The organism is Arsukibacterium tuosuense (assembly GCF_900215315.1).
GTDB classification, from domain to species: Bacteria; Pseudomonadota; Gammaproteobacteria; order Enterobacterales; family Alteromonadaceae; genus Alishewanella; species Alishewanella tuosuense.
On the sequence record NZ_OBEB01000008.1, the window covers coordinates 213,738 to 230,610 of the forward strand.

The window sequence follows — 16,873 nt, forward strand, 5'->3', positions numbered from 1 at the left end:
CGGCGAATTTTATGACTATATACCTCGATTTTAGCGCTACAACCCCCGTATTGCCTGAAGTTGCTGATTTTGTTTATAAACTTATGGTTGAAGAATATGGCAATGCCGGAAGTCGCACGCATGAATATGGCGTGGCAGCTAAACGTGCGGTGGAAGCAGCCCGTGCACAGGTAGCAGAAATTGCTAAAGCAGACAAAACGGAAGTGATTTTTACCAGTGGAGCGACAGAGAGTAACAATATCGCGATTTTGGGGTTGCGAGAGTATGCCGAGCAAAATGGTAAGAAGCACATTATTACCAGCAAGCTGGAGCATAAAGCTGTACTTGAACCTATAGAACACCTCGAGCAGCAAGGCTTTGAAGTTACTTACCTGGATGCAACAGGTGATGGGCAAGTAGATATTGAGCAGCTTAAAACTGCGCTGCGAAACGATACACTGCTGGTTTCAATAATGCACATCAACAACGAAACTGGAGCAATTCAACCTATTGGTGAAATCTGTCAGTTGCTGTCAGAGCATGATGCCTATTTGCATGTTGATGCAGCGCAGAGCTTCGGCAAATACCCTTATGATCTCGATAATCTTCGTATCGACTTTATCAGTGTCAGTGGCCACAAGCTTTACGCACCAAAAGGCATTGGGGCTTTGATCATGCGCCGCCGTGGTTTTACCAAGCCACCGTTAAAGCCAATTTACTTTGGAGGCGGGCAGGAGAAAGGACTGCGCCCTGGTACACTGGCGATTCCACTAATTGCTGGTTTGGGGTTGGCCTGTGAACTGGCTGCAAAGAATGCTGAAAAGTGGTTGGCACATGTCAGCGAGTTAAAAACTAATTTTACTGATGCGCTAAGTGAGCTTGGCGCCGAAGTAAATGGCAAAAATGCCTCGCCATATGTCGTTAACTTTTCCGTTCCTGGTATCAACTCTGAGGCGGCGATGGTAAAGCTAAAGGGTATTATTGCGGTATCAAATGGGTCTGCTTGTACATCAAGTAGCTATAAACCATCACATGTGCTGACAGCAATGGGCTTGGATTCAGAACGTATTGCTGGGGCTATTCGGGTCTCATTTGGTGTGACTACACAGAACATACCCTATGAAGATATAAAGACAGCGCTAGGCGCTTTACTCTGACTCAGGGGCTATTTGGTATAAAAAAGCATTGCCCTGCTTTTTGTAGCTTAACTTGCTGGATACCCGAAGGTGCATTAGCTCACAACTGGACACCTTCAACACCTTTTTAGCTTCCTTGCTAGTAAGCCAGCCGTCATCATTTTTCTCTGTTTTTACTGGCTTGGTCGGCAAAGCAGCCCCCTTAGCAATCGGGAATGCAAATTATCTTATCAGCTTTTGACTGCTTGTCGATTTTCTGGAAGCTATTGTTCACGCCCTGCAATTCCAGGTAATTGGCGTAAAACAGCGACTGCAGGTGGCAGAGTGGTAGGGCGAACCTCTTATCTCAGGTCATCGCATCAGGATAAGCCTGCTGATTCCGGGTAATGTCCGATGCCGGTATCGGCTTGGAAATATAATAACCCTGCACCATATCGACGCCGAGCTGTTTTAAGCACTGATAAATATCGGCAGTACTGACAAACTCGGCAATGGTTTTAATGCCTAAGTTTTTTGCCATATCGATAATACTTTTGGTGACCAGCCGGCTATTCTTGTTGTCTACTACGCCTTTAATAATTGAACCGTCAATTTTGATAAATTCAGGCTTGATATCAACCAGGTAGGCAAAGTTAGAGTAGCCGCTGCCAAAGTCGTCAATGGCAATCTGGGCACCGTAAGATCTTACTTTTCTGATAAATTCGGCAACGCTGGAGAATTCGCGGATTGCCTCTGATTCGGTAATTTCAAAAATAATCTGCTGGCCGTTATGCCCTTGCAGGTTGCTGAAAATAAACTCAGTGGTTTGGCTGTCCAGAATATCCTGAATGGAGATATTAACTGAGACTTTGCATTTAAACCTGTTGGCAGTGGCAACAGCGATAGCCACGACTTCACGGGTTAAGGCGCCGTATAGCCTGGTTTTTTTTATATAATCGAGAAACACGCCCGGTGCGGTAACTTCGCCGTTGCCCTGATCTATCCTGACCAGGGCTTCAAATTTGTCGCAATCCTGGCTGGTTCTATTAACAGGTGCCAGCCGCTGGAACCAGGCTGTCAGCCGTTTGTCGTTCAGCGCCTCCCGTACTTGCTCAATATAATGGTAGGCGTTATCACCTGCTATCTGCTGTTCGGTTTTGATGACTAACGAGGTGGAGTAATAAGTTTTGGCCTCGGCCAGGGCGCTTTCCGCCAGCGCTATTGCCCTGGTGCCTGATACGCCGATGCCAATACTCAGGTTAATATCAAACACATGGTCATTAAAATCCAGGGTGGCGGCTTCCACTTCGGTTCTCAGTTGTTCGCATTTGGCCGAAAACTGTTGCAGTGACATCTGGCTAAGCGGTCTTAGCGCAAAGCTTGCCCCGTGAAACTTGTAGGTTTGTAATTGCAGCGAACTGGCGGCGCTGACAAAATGCTGCGCCAGTTGTCTGATGGCTTTGTCGCCCTGCTCAATGCCCCAGTAGTCGTTCAGCAGTTTAAAATTCCGGGTATCAAACACCGCCAGCAACACAATGTTGCTATTTTTGAGATCGGTACTGAGCCGGGTGCGGTTTGGCAAGCCGGTAAGCGCGTCGGTATTCTGAATTCTGATGGTTTGTCTGGCTTTAACAATGTCGGTAACGTCGTTGCGAATACTTAAAAAACGGCTGATGTTTTGGTGTTCGTCCAGAATGGGCACGATGACGGTTTTAACATAATAGTGCGAGCCATCTTTCTTTCTATTAAGGATAAGGCCCTGCCAGGTGCGTTTGCTGTTAATGGTTTGCCATAAGTTTTGATAAACCTTGGCCGGCATGGCCGGGTGTTTAATCAGCTGATGGGTGTTGCCGATTAGTTCTGGTGCGCTGTAGCCGCTGATATCTTCAAACTTTTTATTAACGTAAACAATAATGCCGTCAGCATCGGTGATGGAGACGATAGAGCTTTGATTAACCGCATGCTGATGCTGTCGCAGAAAAGTTAAAGCATCGTTCAGCTCTTTGCCGGTGGCGGTTGCCAGCCGGGCCAGGGTGTACAGCGATGACGGTATTATTGGCTGTTTATCGGTGTCGGCAAACGGCAGGGCAGGGGGCAGTTGCTGCTCTGATAACACCAGCAGCGTGGTTGACAGATTCAGTAAATCAAACTGCTGGCCGGCCGAGCAATACTCGCCATAGAAAAAGCCGCCGGCGGCATGATTGTTAGCGCCCAGCTTGTGCATTTCCGGGTGGATATGCTGGCCTAAATAGGCTTTCCTGGCGGCGCAGGAGTATATCACCAGCGCTGCCTGGTTTAGCGCTGTCAGGGTTTTCACTTCATGCATTAACAACTGAATATCAGCAAAAGAGAACGTGACACTGTCGCCAATATTAATATCACCGGCGAGAATAATACCGCTGCCGTCCTGCGTGACACCAATTGGTGAGCGGAGAATAATTTTTTCGCCGTGCTGCACCCTGAACGGAAACGCCATTGCCGTATTGGGCAGGCCGCTGACAACGTCGTTACCCAGATATTTTTTATACACCTCCAGCACCGGCAGATCATTAAGCCGGTACAGCACATTATTGGCAGCGGCGGTAACGGTAAATGCCTGGCCAATGGCATGCCAGCCGGTAAATTTGTGCTGCATTGCCTGCAGCGTGTCACTGTGCAATGCCACACCGACCAGGCCTTTGCGGTATACCTCTGTTTCCAGCAGCGTATAGGTGCCGGTAAAGCTGGCGTTATCAGCCGCATTGCCGCCGGCAAAAATGCAGGCGGGCATCTCCTGATGTAACACTTTTAGTAAAGACTCAGGGCTGGTTTCTAACGCATTAGTGAAAAAAATAATAACTTTAGGCGGCGCCGGAAACAGGGTGCGGATAGTGTTCCGCAAACCCTGGCCGGGTTGCAGGCTCAGGCTGAAGGGCTGGGCGCGGAACGTTTTTTCGAAGATCAGAAAGTTCAGGATAACGGCCTGTTCAAGACAATCGCCGTTATAAATCTCACCGGCGGTTGACGCGCCAATCAGCACAAACTGCGGTAGCTGCCGTTTCAGGTCCAGCTGCAGCCGGGTTGTCTGTTCAAGGCTGGCCCCGGAAAATACCTGCACCACCCCCTGGCAGCTGGTTAAACCCTGCTCTGTGATAAATTCACGTAAACTGGCAGCGGTTAAATACTGATATGACAAATGCCGCATTTTAGGTTCCCTGTTGCGATTGCCAGAACTGATTGCTGAGCTGATCCAGTTTGCGGGTAATCAGCATGGTTTCATCAGCCACTTTACTGCTGAGTGTTACCGCCTGCAGATTTTCCTGGGCATTCGCTTTAATGCTGACCACACTTTCACATATCGTATCAGCGACCTGAGTTTGCTCAGTGACGGCCTGGGCAATCTGCTCACTCATTTGCGACATAGTATTTATGGCCTGCAATATCTGCTCGAGCGAGGTGGCGGTTTGCTGACTTCGCACTACGCAGTCTTCTGCTGCATGCTCGCCGGCCGTCATGGCTGCTACCGCTTGCTTAACCCCACTTTGCAGCTTTTCAATAACGCTGTTAATTTCTTTGGTGGAATTCTGAGTCCGGTTGGCAAGAGAGCGAACTTCGTCTGCTACCACGGCAAAACCCCGTCCCAGTTCACCTGCCCGTGCTGCCTCGATGGCCGCGTTTAACGCCAGCAAATTGGTTTGATTGGCTATAGCCAGTATTACTTCAAGAATTTTTTCAATTTCGTCGCTGCTAGCGGCCACCTGATGAATAATGCTGGCGGCAGAATTAATCAGGGTTTTTAACTCAGAGATGGTCTGCACATTTTGATCGACAACCTGTTTACTGCTGCTGGTAACGTTTAAACCGGCAGCAGAGGCCACCGAGGTTTGCTGGGCATTGCTTGCCACAGTGGCAATGCTGGCTGTCATTTGCTCCATGGCAGTGGCAACCTGCTCGGTTTGTTCAAACTGGCGCAAGGTACCATTTTCGCTCTGGCTTACCGCTGTGCTTAAGCTCTGGGCACTGGCACTGAGCATTGAAGACATGTCGTTAATTCTGCCAATGAGTGCCGCATTTTCAGATTCTAATTTCTTGATTGCTAATAACAGCATGCCGGCTTCATCAGCGCGGCCGGTATAGATAAACCGGGCAACTTTATCGGCAGAAATGCGTTGCAGTTGTTGTAGTGCCTTTCGCAGGGGCTCAGATAAGATAAACAGGGCGGCAATTGATCCTGAGGTCGCGAGCAGCGAAGCGGCAATAAAAAGGTAGACAGAGTTGGAAAACATAGCGGTTAACAGCGGCAACAGGGCAGTAAGTAATATCACCATTGCTATTTTGGTCCATAGCGGTATGGCGTCAGTTAGCTGGCGTAAGGTTTTGCCGGCCAGCAGGCTTGAATAAACCTTTTCAGCACGCTGTACCGCCTCGGGGTGCGCTTTGCGACGAACCGATTGAAATTCCTCTACCTGGCCGGCTTTTTTTATTGGCGTGGCAAAAGCATCCACCCAGTAATGGTCGCCATTTTTGCAGCGGTTTTTAACAATGCCCATCCAGGATTTTTCAGCACGCAAATCAGACCAGAACATTTTGAATACGGCGGGCGGCATGTCAGGGTGGCGAACGATATGATGATTCTCACCAATAAGCTCAGCTTTGCTAAAGCCACTAATCTGAATAAAATCCTGGTTGATATAGGTTATTTTTCCGTCCAGGTTGGTGGTCGATAAAATATTAGCGCCGGGGTGAAAGGTTTTCTCTATCCTGGTAACCGGTAAATTTTTCTTCATGTATGCACCTCGTTGTCCTTGTCGGGTCCTGATGTTTGTATTGCTATGCATAACGTCAATCAATATATGAAGTTATTAACCCTACATGTAGTGTGGTTAAAGTGATGGTAAATTAGACGGACCTGAAATGGAAAGGCTTTTTTCTCAAATTTTTGTTTCAAAATGTTTTTATGCGTACAACCAGGCTGACAAGCTATGGCTTGTTGCAGCAACACGACTACCCTTGGCCGGGTGGTAGTGTGCAAAAAAGCACACCACTTAAAAATAAATCTCTTAACACATGTTCCTAATATTCAAAAGCACTGGTATGATGTGCAGGTTTTTTAACCAATAGTCGTAATCAGAATGTTTGAGGGATCAAGATGTCATTAGTTTCTGTTCGCACCTTGTTAGGTGCTGCCGCCATACTGGCTGCCAGTTTCAGTAGCCATGCAACGTTAATCGTTAACGGCGATTTTGAAGAAAACTTTGTTGCCAGCAACAAATGGTCTGTGTTTAACAGCGCTGATGTTGCCGGTTGGCAGGGTAGCAATGTCGAAATATGGAATGCCTTAAATGGTGTTGTTGCTGCCAGCGGCAATAACTTTATCGAATTAAATTCTCATGGCAGCAATGCCGGTGCCTGGTCAATTTTCCAGACCTTTGCTACCGAAGTTGGTCGTCAGTACGAGCTGAGCTTTTACTACCGCGCCCGTAATAATAACAACGAAGCGTTTGAAGTAAGCTTTGCTGGTTTATCTCAGCAATTAACTGACCATACCAAAGCAGGCTGGACCTTATTCACCAGCATTTTTACCGCGACTGACAGCAGCTCAACCCTGAGTTTTACCTCGTTAAACAGCGGTACTCAGGGTAACCTGATTGATAACGTGAACGTAACTGCAGTACCTGAGCCAGCTACTCTGGCGGCATTTGGTGCCGGCTTGTTAGCGTTAGTAGGCGGCCGTCGTTTACGTCGCAACAAAGCTAAAGCCAGCTAAGCGCTGCCCATGCTTAACTAAAACGCCAACCCCCGGGTTGGCGTTTTGCTTTCTTTACTATCATTTGTATTTTCGCCGAACATTGGTTACAGGCAATGCCCGTAACCAATACAGGCTAACGCTATACTTGTGCCGAATTACCCTTAATATATTCTTTGATGCGCCGCTGCGAGAGCAGGATCAGACCTACCAGCAGTAAAGTCAGAACTCCCGGCTCTGGCACATCTACTACCCGGGCAGTAATGCGCAGGGTAAAGGTTGCCATGTCCCGATAAGCTGTATAAGCCAGATCGTTGTCGACAAAGGAGTCTGCAAAGCTGAATGCCTGTGGATTGGTAAAATATGTCACATTAAATTTTGCTAAATCTTCAATGGTACCGACGCCTGCAAGACAGGCGACAGGTGGCACTGCGCCGTTAATGCAAGCAGCAAGATTCAGATTCGCAGCCTGCAAGATCAGTTCATTCTCGACGTCCATCTGTGTCGCAAAGGCTACACCTTCATTACCCTCTGCTATTGTCAGGACATTGCCATCGGCATCTAATGCTCGGTTCATAATCCACTGCCCGCTTGCTTTATCATAGTGTGCCATCAGGATGGCTTCTGTCAGCGGATCACCATCGTCATCATAAAAATAGCCATCTGGCACCATGGAGTAGGATAACCAGTTGCTGAATAACGCTTCATAGCCGAATGCTCCTCCAAACAGACCTGTGGTCTGAAACAGATCCTCAGTCACCATTGCCAGGTCGAAGCCACTGCGCTCAGCACTGAAGTAACCCTGCAGACGGTCTCGTCGGGTGTCTGTTCCAAATAATCCCTGAGAGAACAGCGAGCTGAATTCACTTTCCTTCGGGTTAAAACCAAAGTCGATGAAACTAAGGCCGTCGTCAGCGCCCGAGGCTATAAAGTCGTCACCAATACCAAACCCAAGGCCAATGGTGTAACCGCCCAAAACTACGCCAGTATTATTACCGTATTTCTGGAACATTCGGTAAAAGCCATCGTTATCGGTAGCGAAGGTTGAACCGTCCAGATTAAATACCAGATCTATCGGATCAAAGGCTGTCTGGTCCAGCTTAAAGCGTTTGCCACTTTGAAATTCACCATTACAACTCGAGGGGCCTGCGGCCATAATGCAGTTGTCGACAGGATTACCCGGTGCCGGGTCTAATTCATCAGGATTAGGCAGAGCGTTGTTTACTACTTTGAGACCGGGTGCGGCTCCTTCGAGCAGTGTATAACTGATATAGCCGCTGGTGTTGGCATTACTGCCGTCACTGGTTGGCTTGTTGTAGATAGTGCTGACATAAACTCCGCTGCCATTGGGCCCCGAGTTGACCACGTTGCCCTGATTCCAATCAGTAATGATAGCGGCAATTGCTGAACCAGTGGTAAAGCCAGCGATGGTGATTGCCAGTGCCGAAAATATTAAATGAGGTTGCACTTTCATTGTGAATATCCTTCTCATCTTTTCAACAGTCTGGAGGATAGTAGATCCATCTCCTTCGCTGTTACCGATAGTGAGCATATTACGTACCAAGTAAGGTTTAAAAAGCGGAACATTTATTATATATAAGAAAATCCTTAATTTAGGAGTTCATTATTTAAAATTTACCTCCCGCGAAGCGCCGCTGACAAGGAAGGTTGTGTAAAGTTTTCTGACAGCGTGGACTGCGTTAAAGTGTCAGCTGTGCTCCTGACGTCTTAAAAATGGGTCAGAGTGATTTACCTAATTGAACCCATGCTCAGAAGTGAAAGCGGGGTTGGAAGGATGCATTGCTGTCATACGGGTGCAACATTTTCTACTTATTCTGGCCAGCTGCAGGGATGTAGTAACGGCCAGGGAGTGTGTTGGCTAACGTTGTAAGCTAACTGAATGAGTAATCAGCTTGGGTTTAAGTGACTATCATCGTGACGAGCTGCGCCATATTCTGGCCAATAAACGCCTGACCCCATTGTTTCAACCGATAGTGCGGTTGAGCGATGGTAAAAACCTCGGGTTTGAAGCGCTGATCCGCGGGCCGTCGAACAGTGCGCTGCACTCGCCCGGCAATTTATTTAAAACCGCCATAAGCTACAACCTGCTGGAGCCACTGGAGCTGCTGTGCCGCGAGCTGAGTATTAATGCCTTTGCCAAAGCCGGTACCGACGGCCTGCTGTTTTTAAATGTAAACCCGCTGCTGCTGTTAACCTCTGATCACCCCTCTGGCCTGACTAAAAAAATGATTGAAGCCGCTGGCTTAGCGCCAGAGCAAATTGTTATTGAGCTGTCTGAGCAATTTCAGGTGGAGGACACCGAGTTATTTATTAATGCGGTAAAACACTACCGCGAATTCGGCTTTAAAATTGCGATTGATGATTTAGGCAGCGGCTTTTCCGGGCTGCGGCTGTGGTCGGAGTTGCGGCCGGATATTGTGAAAATAGACCGTTATTTTATCGACCAGCTGCACCAGGACCCGATTAAAAAAGCCTTTGTTAAAAACATTATTGAAATAGCCAAAGATACCGGCTCCAGCATTATTGCTGAGGGCATTGAAACCAGTGAAGAGCTGCAAATGTGCCGTGAACTGGGTGCAGAATATGGTCAGGGCTATTTGCTGGGGCGGCCACAGGCTGAAATGCAGGACAGCCCGACCGCGCTGGCCCCGCTGTTAGTCAGCAGCCAGCTGAAGCTGAACCAGGCGCTGGACCCGGTAGTTATCGCCACCCCGGCGGTGCTGCAAACCACTCCGGCAGCAGAAGTGGCCGAGTTGTTTGCCAACGATAAAAGCCTGGCTTGCATGGCAGTGGTCGACAACCAGCAACGGCCGGTTGGGGTGGTGAGTCGCAGCGTGCTTAACGAAAAATTCTCCCATACCTTTGGCCGGGCGCTGTATCAGCGCAAATCTATTAGTTATTGCATGGAAAAAGCGCCGTTAGTGGTGGAAAAAAGCATGTCGATAGACGATGTCAGCAGCCTGATCAGCGAGGACGCCGATGACGCCGGCCTGTATTTTCTGGTTACTGACAACGGCAGCTACTATGGCTTAGGCTCGGTCCGCAAAGTGCTGAAACAAATTAGCGAAAACAAAGTATTTTTTGCCCGCTATACCAACCCGCTGACCTTATTGCCGGGTAACGTGCCGCTGAACCTGCATATCGATACCTTATTACGCCAGGGCAGTAACTTCAGCGTGGCCTATATCGATATTGATTATTTTAAGCCATACAACGACATTTATGGTTACAGCAAAGGCGATTTGGTTATCGAGCTGCTGGCAAAAATTATTCAGACCGAAGTGCCGGCCGGTGAGGGCTATATTTACCATATTGGTGGCGACGACTTTCTTGTGGTGTTTACCGGCGATAGCACCATGGCGGTGCTGGCGCAAATTCAGTCGCGTTTTAACGACCGGATAAAACACTATTACAGCGAGGCGCATCTGGCAGATGGTGGCTGCAGTGCCGTCGACCGGCTGGGCCAGCCGCTGTTTTACCCGCTTATTTCGCTGTCAATCGGGGTGGTAGAGCCCGATCCGCAGCTGTGTGTCAGCCAGCACGATGTGTCGGAACTAGCCAGCAGTGCCAAACGCGAAGCCAAAAAAACCAGCGGCCCCAGTATTTTCCACAGCCGGCGCCGCGGCCCGGCGCAAAAATTCAGCCCGGAAAATGGGTCAGAGTGATTTTTCGCTTCCCCCTATAGCAAAGGGGGATTGAGGGGGATTTAGCTACTGTACTGTTTTTATCTTTTGATCAGAATACTGGTGACTTTGTCTATCAAATCTTGCAGCGCCATCTCTTCCGGGCTGGCCAGTTCCCGTGACGCCAGAACGGCATAAGTAAACTTGGCTCCCGACGATAGCTCTGTCGATGGGTTTTTGCCTGCTGCGGCATTATCACGAATAAATACCATCTGATTTTTAATCGATGTCAGTACATCGGCAGAAGTGTGTTTTGGAGCGTTATTATCGATGAAGGCAATAACATCACTTGCTGCTGCCTGAAGTGCTTTGTAATCCATTTTACGTTCCAATTTCATTTAAAGTAATAACAGCTTTTTTCGTTTCATCATTTACAAACAATTGCTTACCACCACCAGCTGTATTAACTGGGTTGGCTGGGTTTGTCCAGTCATCAATAATAGGTTTTGAATGGGACTGCAGGCCATTGCCCGGCGGCACTCGAAACGAAGTTAAAGTGCGGCCTTCACCGCTTAATCCTAACTCATCAGGAGTTTGACTACTTGTAGGATCGAACCAATTACCCGGGAAACCATGAGATTTAACATATTGGGTCATTTCATCAGGTGGAGGAAAGTGTATTACCTCTAAGGGTTTCGTTAAGTCGACTCCACCTTCAATTTTTGCCTCTTCATCTCCTATAGCATTTGCAATTTGGCTTTCTGAGAAGCCATGCTGCTCTAAAAAATAGCGTGAAACTTTTTCTCTAGCTTGCAGATGTGAACTAGTGGTGCCTTCCGTGTTTACCGGCGACAACACCATGGCGGTGCTGGCGCAAATTCAGTCGCGTTTTAGCGACCGGATAAAACATTATTACAGTGCAGCGCATTTAGCGGATGGTGGCTGCAGTGCCGTCGATAGGCTGGGGCAGCCGCTGTTTTACCCGCTAATTTCGCTGTCGATAGGGGTGGTAGAACCCGACCCCCAGCATTTTCCACAGCCGCGGCCCGGCCCAGCGCATCAGCGACACGCTTTAGTTAAATTGAGCCAGTATGGGCAGCAACACCTGCTCCACCCGCTCATCAGTGATCTGAAATTGTTGTGGACGAGACGCCATAATATGCGATGTGCGGCTTTTATTGACAATTTTAAAGCCAGGTTTGGCGTAGTCATCCGCGTTCATACTGCGGCCCAGCAAAATTTCTTCACCACTAAAAGTGGCTGAAACACTATGCTGATCTTTTGGTAAACCGCCTGCCGATGGCTGACGCCAGAAGCCGTTAATAATAGTGTCTTTCAGCCAGGGCAATGCAGTAAGGGGCAGTTCCAGCTGATTTTCTGTATCGTAATTTTTACCTTTGCTGATGCGGTAAATAATCAGCAGTTTATCGTCAGTAAAATACTGAACCAGTTTGTTAGCAGCATTATCCAGCTGCTCGTCCGTCAGATGACGGTAAGTCGTATTTCGTAAAGAAATATTTGGCAACTCAGGGTAGCTCCGTGAAAAGTTTCTCCAGCCAGAGCTGCAAATCTTGCTGGGAATCGAAGTCCTCATCGGTTAGCTCTTCATACTCTTCAGGTGTAATCAGCTGATTATCAATAGCCTCACGCAACTGCGCTTTTACCAGGATGATATCGTACGGGAACCCGTGGCCAATAATAACTGCTTCCCGAATCAGTTGCGGGTTATAGCATTCGACATGGCAGAATTTTCTTAATACGGTTTTAAGTGGTTCTTTAATTTTAGTCATTGAGACGTATTGATTACGAGATTGGAAGGTAAGATAAATTTATTCCGGGAAAAGTGAGTGCATGCTTTCCCGACATTCCAGTATCCGATTTTTTATCCATGTGTCCTCAATCAAGTCTGTCTGGCATTTTTTATCAAGTATAAGTTGTCTAATATTAACAAATTGCTCAAACTCGCCTTGTTGATGAACTTTTTTCATTGATTTTAAACTGGCTTCAACGTCTTTAACATAAATCCATTCGTCATTTGACCAAATGGTGTTTTTAGTTTTATAAGCCTCTGAAATTCTATTCACGGCTTCAGTTTTACCATCAATATAGTCAAGCAGCAGGTCTAGTAAATTGGTCTTTGATATTTTCATACATGTAACCTATTTGGCGTCACTTACTTAGCTTACGGTTTCTTCGCTGTTATTTTTACTGCTTTAGGAATCTGCTCATAAACCTTTCCATTAATTTCTGCACTTCCATATTTTCTAATTTCAACATTGATATCGCTATAACCAATTTTCTCTCTAGAGGCCCCGAACGATATTTTCTTCACAGCCATATTTGCTATTTCATTATCTGATAACTCCGGGTTAGCTTCCTTAGCTTTTAAGAATTCTTTCTGAAAATTCTCTAAATTCTTTTTAATAATTGTACCGTTCAAGAATGTTGGGGGCATGCCGTTGTTTTCCTGGTATTTTTCTACTGACCTTCGAAGCACTTCATCAGTCAGCGAGAAACCGTTACCTTTAAGCACATAGCCACGATTAAAGTTATTATTAATGTAGAATTCTATATTACTATTTTCTGCATCAACATTTGCTTCAGCAAACTCTAATTCGCCATCTGGTCCATCAATGTAGAATTCATAAGCTTGACCATCCCACAACTCTTTACACTTTATATCAGATTTTTCAAAGTAAATGATGTTTTGACCATCGCTAGTCTTGCTCGGGAGCGGGGCTGTAACATCAATTGGAGTAGCAGATCTCGTCTGCTTGCTCTCTGATAACTCTGGTCTGTTACTGACCACCTCATGCCCCGCTGTTTTCGCAGCTACCGGCTGAGTGGTAGTGGCACCGCCGCCTCTGGGTTTGCTGGCTTTGCCGGTGCTGGTAGGGCCAGCGCTGACACTGCCGCCGGCCACCCCTGTGCTGCCGGCTGCCACGTAAGGGCTATTGCCGGGGGTCTCGGGTGGCCTGACCCAGCCGTCGGTAAGTTGCCATACCCGCAGCTCGTCCTGCTGAAATAAATGTAACAATTCGGCTATTAATTGCTGGCTGTCGAGACCGGATAAGTCGGTCGCCCAGGGCTTGGCGTAGCGGTATAAATCGCGCAGAATGCTGTCGCGCTGCCAGGCAGGCTCGATGTCCTGCAGAAAATAGCGGCCATAAACAGAGTCGTTAACTGCCGCAACGGCCGGGGTGCTGGCCATATCGGTGTAACTGAGCCGGTTTTTACTGACAAAATAAATCTGGCCCCATTTGCCGTAAAATAACTGGCCGTCGAACAATAGCGGCTTTAAGTCCGCGGGGATTTCCGTTTCCGTGATCATTTCCGCTTCCGTTATCGTGCTTATTAACGTTTAATTAATTATTGGTAGCATTTTGTTTTCTTAATGGCGGCTTGTCAATGCCAAGGTGGCCAGATAAGCGGCTGAATTTCAAAAAAGCGGCCAGTGCGCTAAGCTACAACAAATAGCCTGTGGAGCTTGTAACATGGTTAGCCTGATCCAATTGATGAGTAAAAAACCGGTTAGCGTATCACCTGATGATAGCCTGGCGGTGGTAAAAGAGATTTTTGACCATGTAAAGTTTCATCATGTGCTGGTAGTGGAAAACAATAGCTTGCTGGGGGTGATATCTGACCGTGATTTGTTTAAAGCCCTGAGCCCTAATATTGGTACTGCTGCTGAAACCGCCCGTGATCTGGCCACCTTAAATAAAAAGGTGCATCAGGTTATGCGCCGCAAGCCGGTGACCCTGCGCGAGCATGCCAAGGTGATGGATGCGATTCATCTGCTGAATACTGAAGGGGTGTCGTGTATTCCGGTGGTTAACAGCGCCAACCAGCCGTTGGGTATTTTAAGCTGGCGCGATATTATCAAAGCACTGGATCGCCAGGCAAACGCCGATAGCAGTGAACGCGAACAAAGGTAAACACCCACAACAAACGCCCTAAAATAGCGGTGGCGCCGGCTTTTGCTGGCTGATGTCATTAAAAAAGGCCGCATAGGCACAAACCTGCTGCTGCTCGTTATAAATGGCGTTAATGGTCAGACGCTGCGGGTATATCTCGCCGTTTTTGCGTTTATTCCATATTTCACCCTGCCAGAAACCATACTGCAGTAGCGGTTGCCACATTGCCTGATAAAAGTGTTGGCTATGCACACCCGAGCTGAGTATTTTGGGCGTTTTACCAATGGCTTCGCTGGCACTGTAGCCAGTGAGCGCGCTAAACCGCGGATTTACCCACTGAATAATGCCCTGACAATCGGTAACCATCACCGCATCCAGCGCAGGATTAAGTAGCTCTGGAGCGTACCGGGAAATTAGCGGGGGCGTGTTATCCTGCATTAGGTTTAGCCTGGGTTGGCACTGTAATGTGCCGGTACTGTAACCGACCAGTACTACCACAGGTTTGATCTGCCGCAAGGCCGGAATTAAAAACCCGGGCCCGGGACATAAAAAAGGCCGGTATCAACCAGCCCTTTTTAGTTAGCAACGGTTAGCTGTTGTAGCTGATATGCTGATGAAACCGTACCGTCAAATCCTGTTTTTCCGGGTTAACCGCCAGCGTATCGGCAAAACTACGCAATGCAGCTTCTACCTGATTCATAAAGCGGCCATAGCCGGTTTCAGTCATGTCATCGTTGCCGGCAACAATCAGAATATGCACTGCTTCTACCAGGTTATCGCCTTGCCAGTCGCTGATAAACTGGGCTACATTATTGGCCGGGTCAAAGCCCAGCAGTTGCAGCTCGGCGGTAATTTCCGGTTTATCAAACTTACTGTTACGGACCAGTGGGGTTAAGCCATTACCAATAATAGCAACCCGATTTAACTCTTTTGCCTGGATAACGTTTTTCAGATGCTGCTCCAGCTGCTGATAAAGTGGGCTGTAATCCAGACTGTCATTGGCGACATATTGCTGTTTCAGAGCGCGGCTAAGTGGCAGAGTAAGGTGCACATACGTCAAAGCGCTGTGCTCTGGCAGGCTAAGCTGGCGGTTAGCATAGCGGCCGGCAATGGCCCGTAACTTATAACCGTAGCTTTCGCGGTTGCCTTTGTTTTTCGCCAGTAAATCGTAAGATAGATGCTGGTGATCCCGGATTTTGATCTTCAGGTTCTGCTCGGGCAGTTGCGGCTGCAGTTTTTGTAGTAGCTGCAATACCCGCTGATGAAAGTCAGCGGCATTGGCGCGGATATCATTACCGGTAGCTAAAAACAGCAGGCGGATTTTCCGGGCCTGATAACCTGGCTGACTGAACAGGTTTTGTGCTTCGTGATAGGCCGGGTTGTAGAAAAACAGAATTTGCTCAGCAGTCTGGAATACGTGAGCTTCAGTATGAAAACGCACTACCGGCAGTTTATCTGTCGCAATTAAATGCACGTTGTGTAAGTTCAGGCCGTCGGCCAGGCTGAACAGCTGCTGGCTGATTTGTTGATAACACGCCTGCTCACTGCTGTAATGCTGGTATAGCTCTGGGGTAGCTTTAATTTCAGCCAGAATATACTGGTTCGATTTTGCGCTGGCCGGAAGATAAACTTTATGTTGGGTACTGATTGGCATGAGAACTCCTGTTTGGTCTGCTGCGCGCATTGTATCCTGTTGCGCGCTTTCTCGCCGGAAATTAGCCCACTATACAGCTTATTTCTTGCCACAGATCAAACCCTGTTCTCATCTGTGGCAAAGACAGCCGCAGTGATAGTGGAGCTACGTGCTACAACAGGCCAGGATTGAGCTGCCAGATGCTGAAGTTCAGCACTGCGGCAAAGCTGACCCACAGCAGGTAGGGGACCAGCAGCAGGCCGGCAAGTTTATTGTGGCGCCAGAAGCACAGCGCAGTGGCAATAATCAACGGCAGTAACAGCATAATATTAAGAAAAGCCAGTGCGCCCTGATACCAGGCGAAAAACAACCAGCTCCACAAGGCATTCACCACCAGCTGGCCAAAGTACAGCCATAGTGCCGTCTGGTATTGTTTAGTGCTGCGCCAGACCAGCCAGGCGGCAACTGCCATTAAGGTGTAGAGCAGGGTCCAGACCGGACCAAATAACCAGGCGGGCGGGGCAAAACCCGGTAGCTGCAAATCACGGTAAAAACCGGCGGCGTTAATTGAACCCAGCGCGCCAATACCCGCGGCCAGATAAGTCAGCGCCAGTAAGGTCAACAGCATCAGGCCCTGGCGTAACAGTATTGTCAGATGCATAGTCATTCCATTCTCAAAGCGTTATTGCCAGATGTACGGTGTCATTACAGTTTAGATCATGACAGCTTAGATCAGGCCAGGTTAGCGCAAAAAATTGGGGTCAGATACTGAGGGATCCCCACAAAATCTTGTTCTCATATAATGCTGTAACTCGTGGTGTCGAGTAAATGAATGCAATGCTTCAGCGTGTCTCGCCACTGTT

Annotated in this window: 16 protein-coding genes; 4 read left to right on the forward strand and 12 right to left on the reverse strand. The window is 48.0% G+C overall.

Features of this window, described 5'->3' with window-relative positions; genetic code table 11:
- The first annotated feature begins 11 nt into the window (after nt 1-11).
- On the forward strand, nt 12-1,136 hold the full coding sequence (gene dndA, locus CRO03_RS16285; RefSeq protein WP_097112699.1) for a cysteine desulfurase DndA: 1,125 nt from the start codon (nt 12-14) through the stop codon (nt 1,134-1,136).
- Nucleotides 1,137-1,461: 325 nt separating this feature from the next.
- Here dndA and CRO03_RS16295 read toward each other — a convergent pair whose 3' ends face one another.
- Complete coding sequence (locus CRO03_RS16295; protein WP_097112701.1) at nt 1,462-4,278, reverse strand: bifunctional diguanylate cyclase/phosphodiesterase; 2,817 nt, start codon at nt 4,276-4,278, stop codon at nt 1,462-1,464.
- Nucleotide 4,279: 1 nt separating this feature from the next.
- On the reverse strand, nt 4,280-5,860 hold the full coding sequence (locus CRO03_RS16300; protein ID WP_170949045.1) for a methyl-accepting chemotaxis protein: 1,581 nt from the start codon (nt 5,858-5,860) through the stop codon (nt 4,280-4,282).
- A gap of 362 nt (nt 5,861-6,222) precedes the next feature.
- Here CRO03_RS16300 and CRO03_RS16305 point away from each other — a divergent pair, with 362 nt between their 5' ends.
- Nucleotides 6,223-6,840: a DUF642 domain-containing protein gene (locus tag CRO03_RS16305; RefSeq protein ID WP_097112703.1), complete on the forward strand. Its 618-nt coding sequence runs from the start codon at nt 6,223-6,225 to the stop codon at nt 6,838-6,840.
- 121 nt (nt 6,841-6,961) lie between these two features.
- Here CRO03_RS16305 and CRO03_RS16310 read toward each other — a convergent pair whose 3' ends face one another.
- Nucleotides 6,962-8,293, reverse strand: a complete 1,332-nt coding sequence (locus CRO03_RS16310; RefSeq protein ID WP_097112704.1) for a choice-of-anchor F family protein — start codon at nt 8,291-8,293, stop codon at nt 6,962-6,964.
- A gap of 439 nt (nt 8,294-8,732) precedes the next feature.
- Here CRO03_RS16310 and CRO03_RS16315 point away from each other — a divergent pair, with 439 nt between their 5' ends.
- A complete protein-coding gene (locus tag CRO03_RS16315) occupies nt 8,733-10,505 on the forward strand; it encodes a GGDEF domain-containing protein (RefSeq protein ID WP_097112705.1) in 1,773 nt (590 codons plus the stop codon).
- 59 nt (nt 10,506-10,564) lie between these two features.
- Here the strand turns inward: CRO03_RS16315 and CRO03_RS16320 are convergent, their stop codons facing one another.
- The 6 genes from CRO03_RS16320 to CRO03_RS16345 form a co-directional block, all read right to left on the reverse strand.
- Nucleotides 10,565-10,861, reverse strand: coding sequence for a hypothetical protein (locus CRO03_RS16320; protein WP_170949035.1), 297 nt, complete (start codon nt 10,859-10,861; stop codon nt 10,565-10,567).
- Nucleotides 10,845-11,324, reverse strand: a complete 480-nt coding sequence (locus CRO03_RS16325; protein WP_097112707.1) for a polymorphic toxin type 46 domain-containing protein — start codon at nt 11,322-11,324, stop codon at nt 10,845-10,847. The genes CRO03_RS16320 and CRO03_RS16325 overlap by 17 nt, the downstream gene beginning before the upstream one ends.
- A 211-nt stretch (nt 11,325-11,535) precedes the next feature.
- Complete coding sequence (locus CRO03_RS16330) at nt 11,536-11,988, reverse strand: hypothetical protein (RefSeq protein ID WP_097112708.1); 453 nt, start codon at nt 11,986-11,988, stop codon at nt 11,536-11,538.
- 1 nt (nt 11,989) lies between these two features.
- Nucleotides 11,990-12,253: a hypothetical protein gene (locus CRO03_RS16335; protein ID WP_097112709.1), complete on the reverse strand. Its 264-nt coding sequence runs from the start codon at nt 12,251-12,253 to the stop codon at nt 11,990-11,992.
- Nucleotides 12,254-12,292: 39 nt separating this feature from the next.
- Nucleotides 12,293-12,613 (reverse strand): hypothetical protein, encoded by a 321-nt coding sequence (locus CRO03_RS16340; protein ID WP_097112710.1) that lies wholly within the window; start codon nt 12,611-12,613, stop codon nt 12,293-12,295.
- Between the two features lie 32 nt (nt 12,614-12,645).
- Nucleotides 12,646-13,794: a hypothetical protein gene (locus CRO03_RS16345; protein WP_097112711.1), complete on the reverse strand. Its 1,149-nt coding sequence runs from the start codon at nt 13,792-13,794 to the stop codon at nt 12,646-12,648.
- A gap of 163 nt (nt 13,795-13,957) precedes the next feature.
- Between CRO03_RS16345 and CRO03_RS16350 the strand changes: the two genes are divergently transcribed.
- On the forward strand, nt 13,958-14,398 hold the full coding sequence (locus tag CRO03_RS16350; protein ID WP_097112712.1) for a CBS domain-containing protein: 441 nt from the start codon (nt 13,958-13,960) through the stop codon (nt 14,396-14,398).
- Nucleotides 14,399-14,416: 18 nt separating this feature from the next.
- On the opposite strand, the gene CRO03_RS16355 is transcribed toward CRO03_RS16350, so the two are convergent.
- From CRO03_RS16355 to CRO03_RS16365, 3 genes are all read right to left on the reverse strand, one after another.
- On the reverse strand, nt 14,417-14,815 hold the full coding sequence (locus tag CRO03_RS16355; protein WP_097112713.1) for a PAS domain-containing protein: 399 nt from the start codon (nt 14,813-14,815) through the stop codon (nt 14,417-14,419).
- 151 nt (nt 14,816-14,966) lie between these two features.
- Nucleotides 14,967-16,031 (reverse strand): DUF3083 family protein, encoded by a 1,065-nt coding sequence (locus CRO03_RS16360; RefSeq protein ID WP_097112714.1) that lies wholly within the window; start codon nt 16,029-16,031, stop codon nt 14,967-14,969.
- Between the two features lie 151 nt (nt 16,032-16,182).
- On the reverse strand, nt 16,183-16,671 hold the full coding sequence (locus CRO03_RS16365; RefSeq protein WP_097112715.1) for a TspO/MBR family protein: 489 nt from the start codon (nt 16,669-16,671) through the stop codon (nt 16,183-16,185).
- Nucleotides 16,672-16,873: the final 202 nt, after the last annotated feature.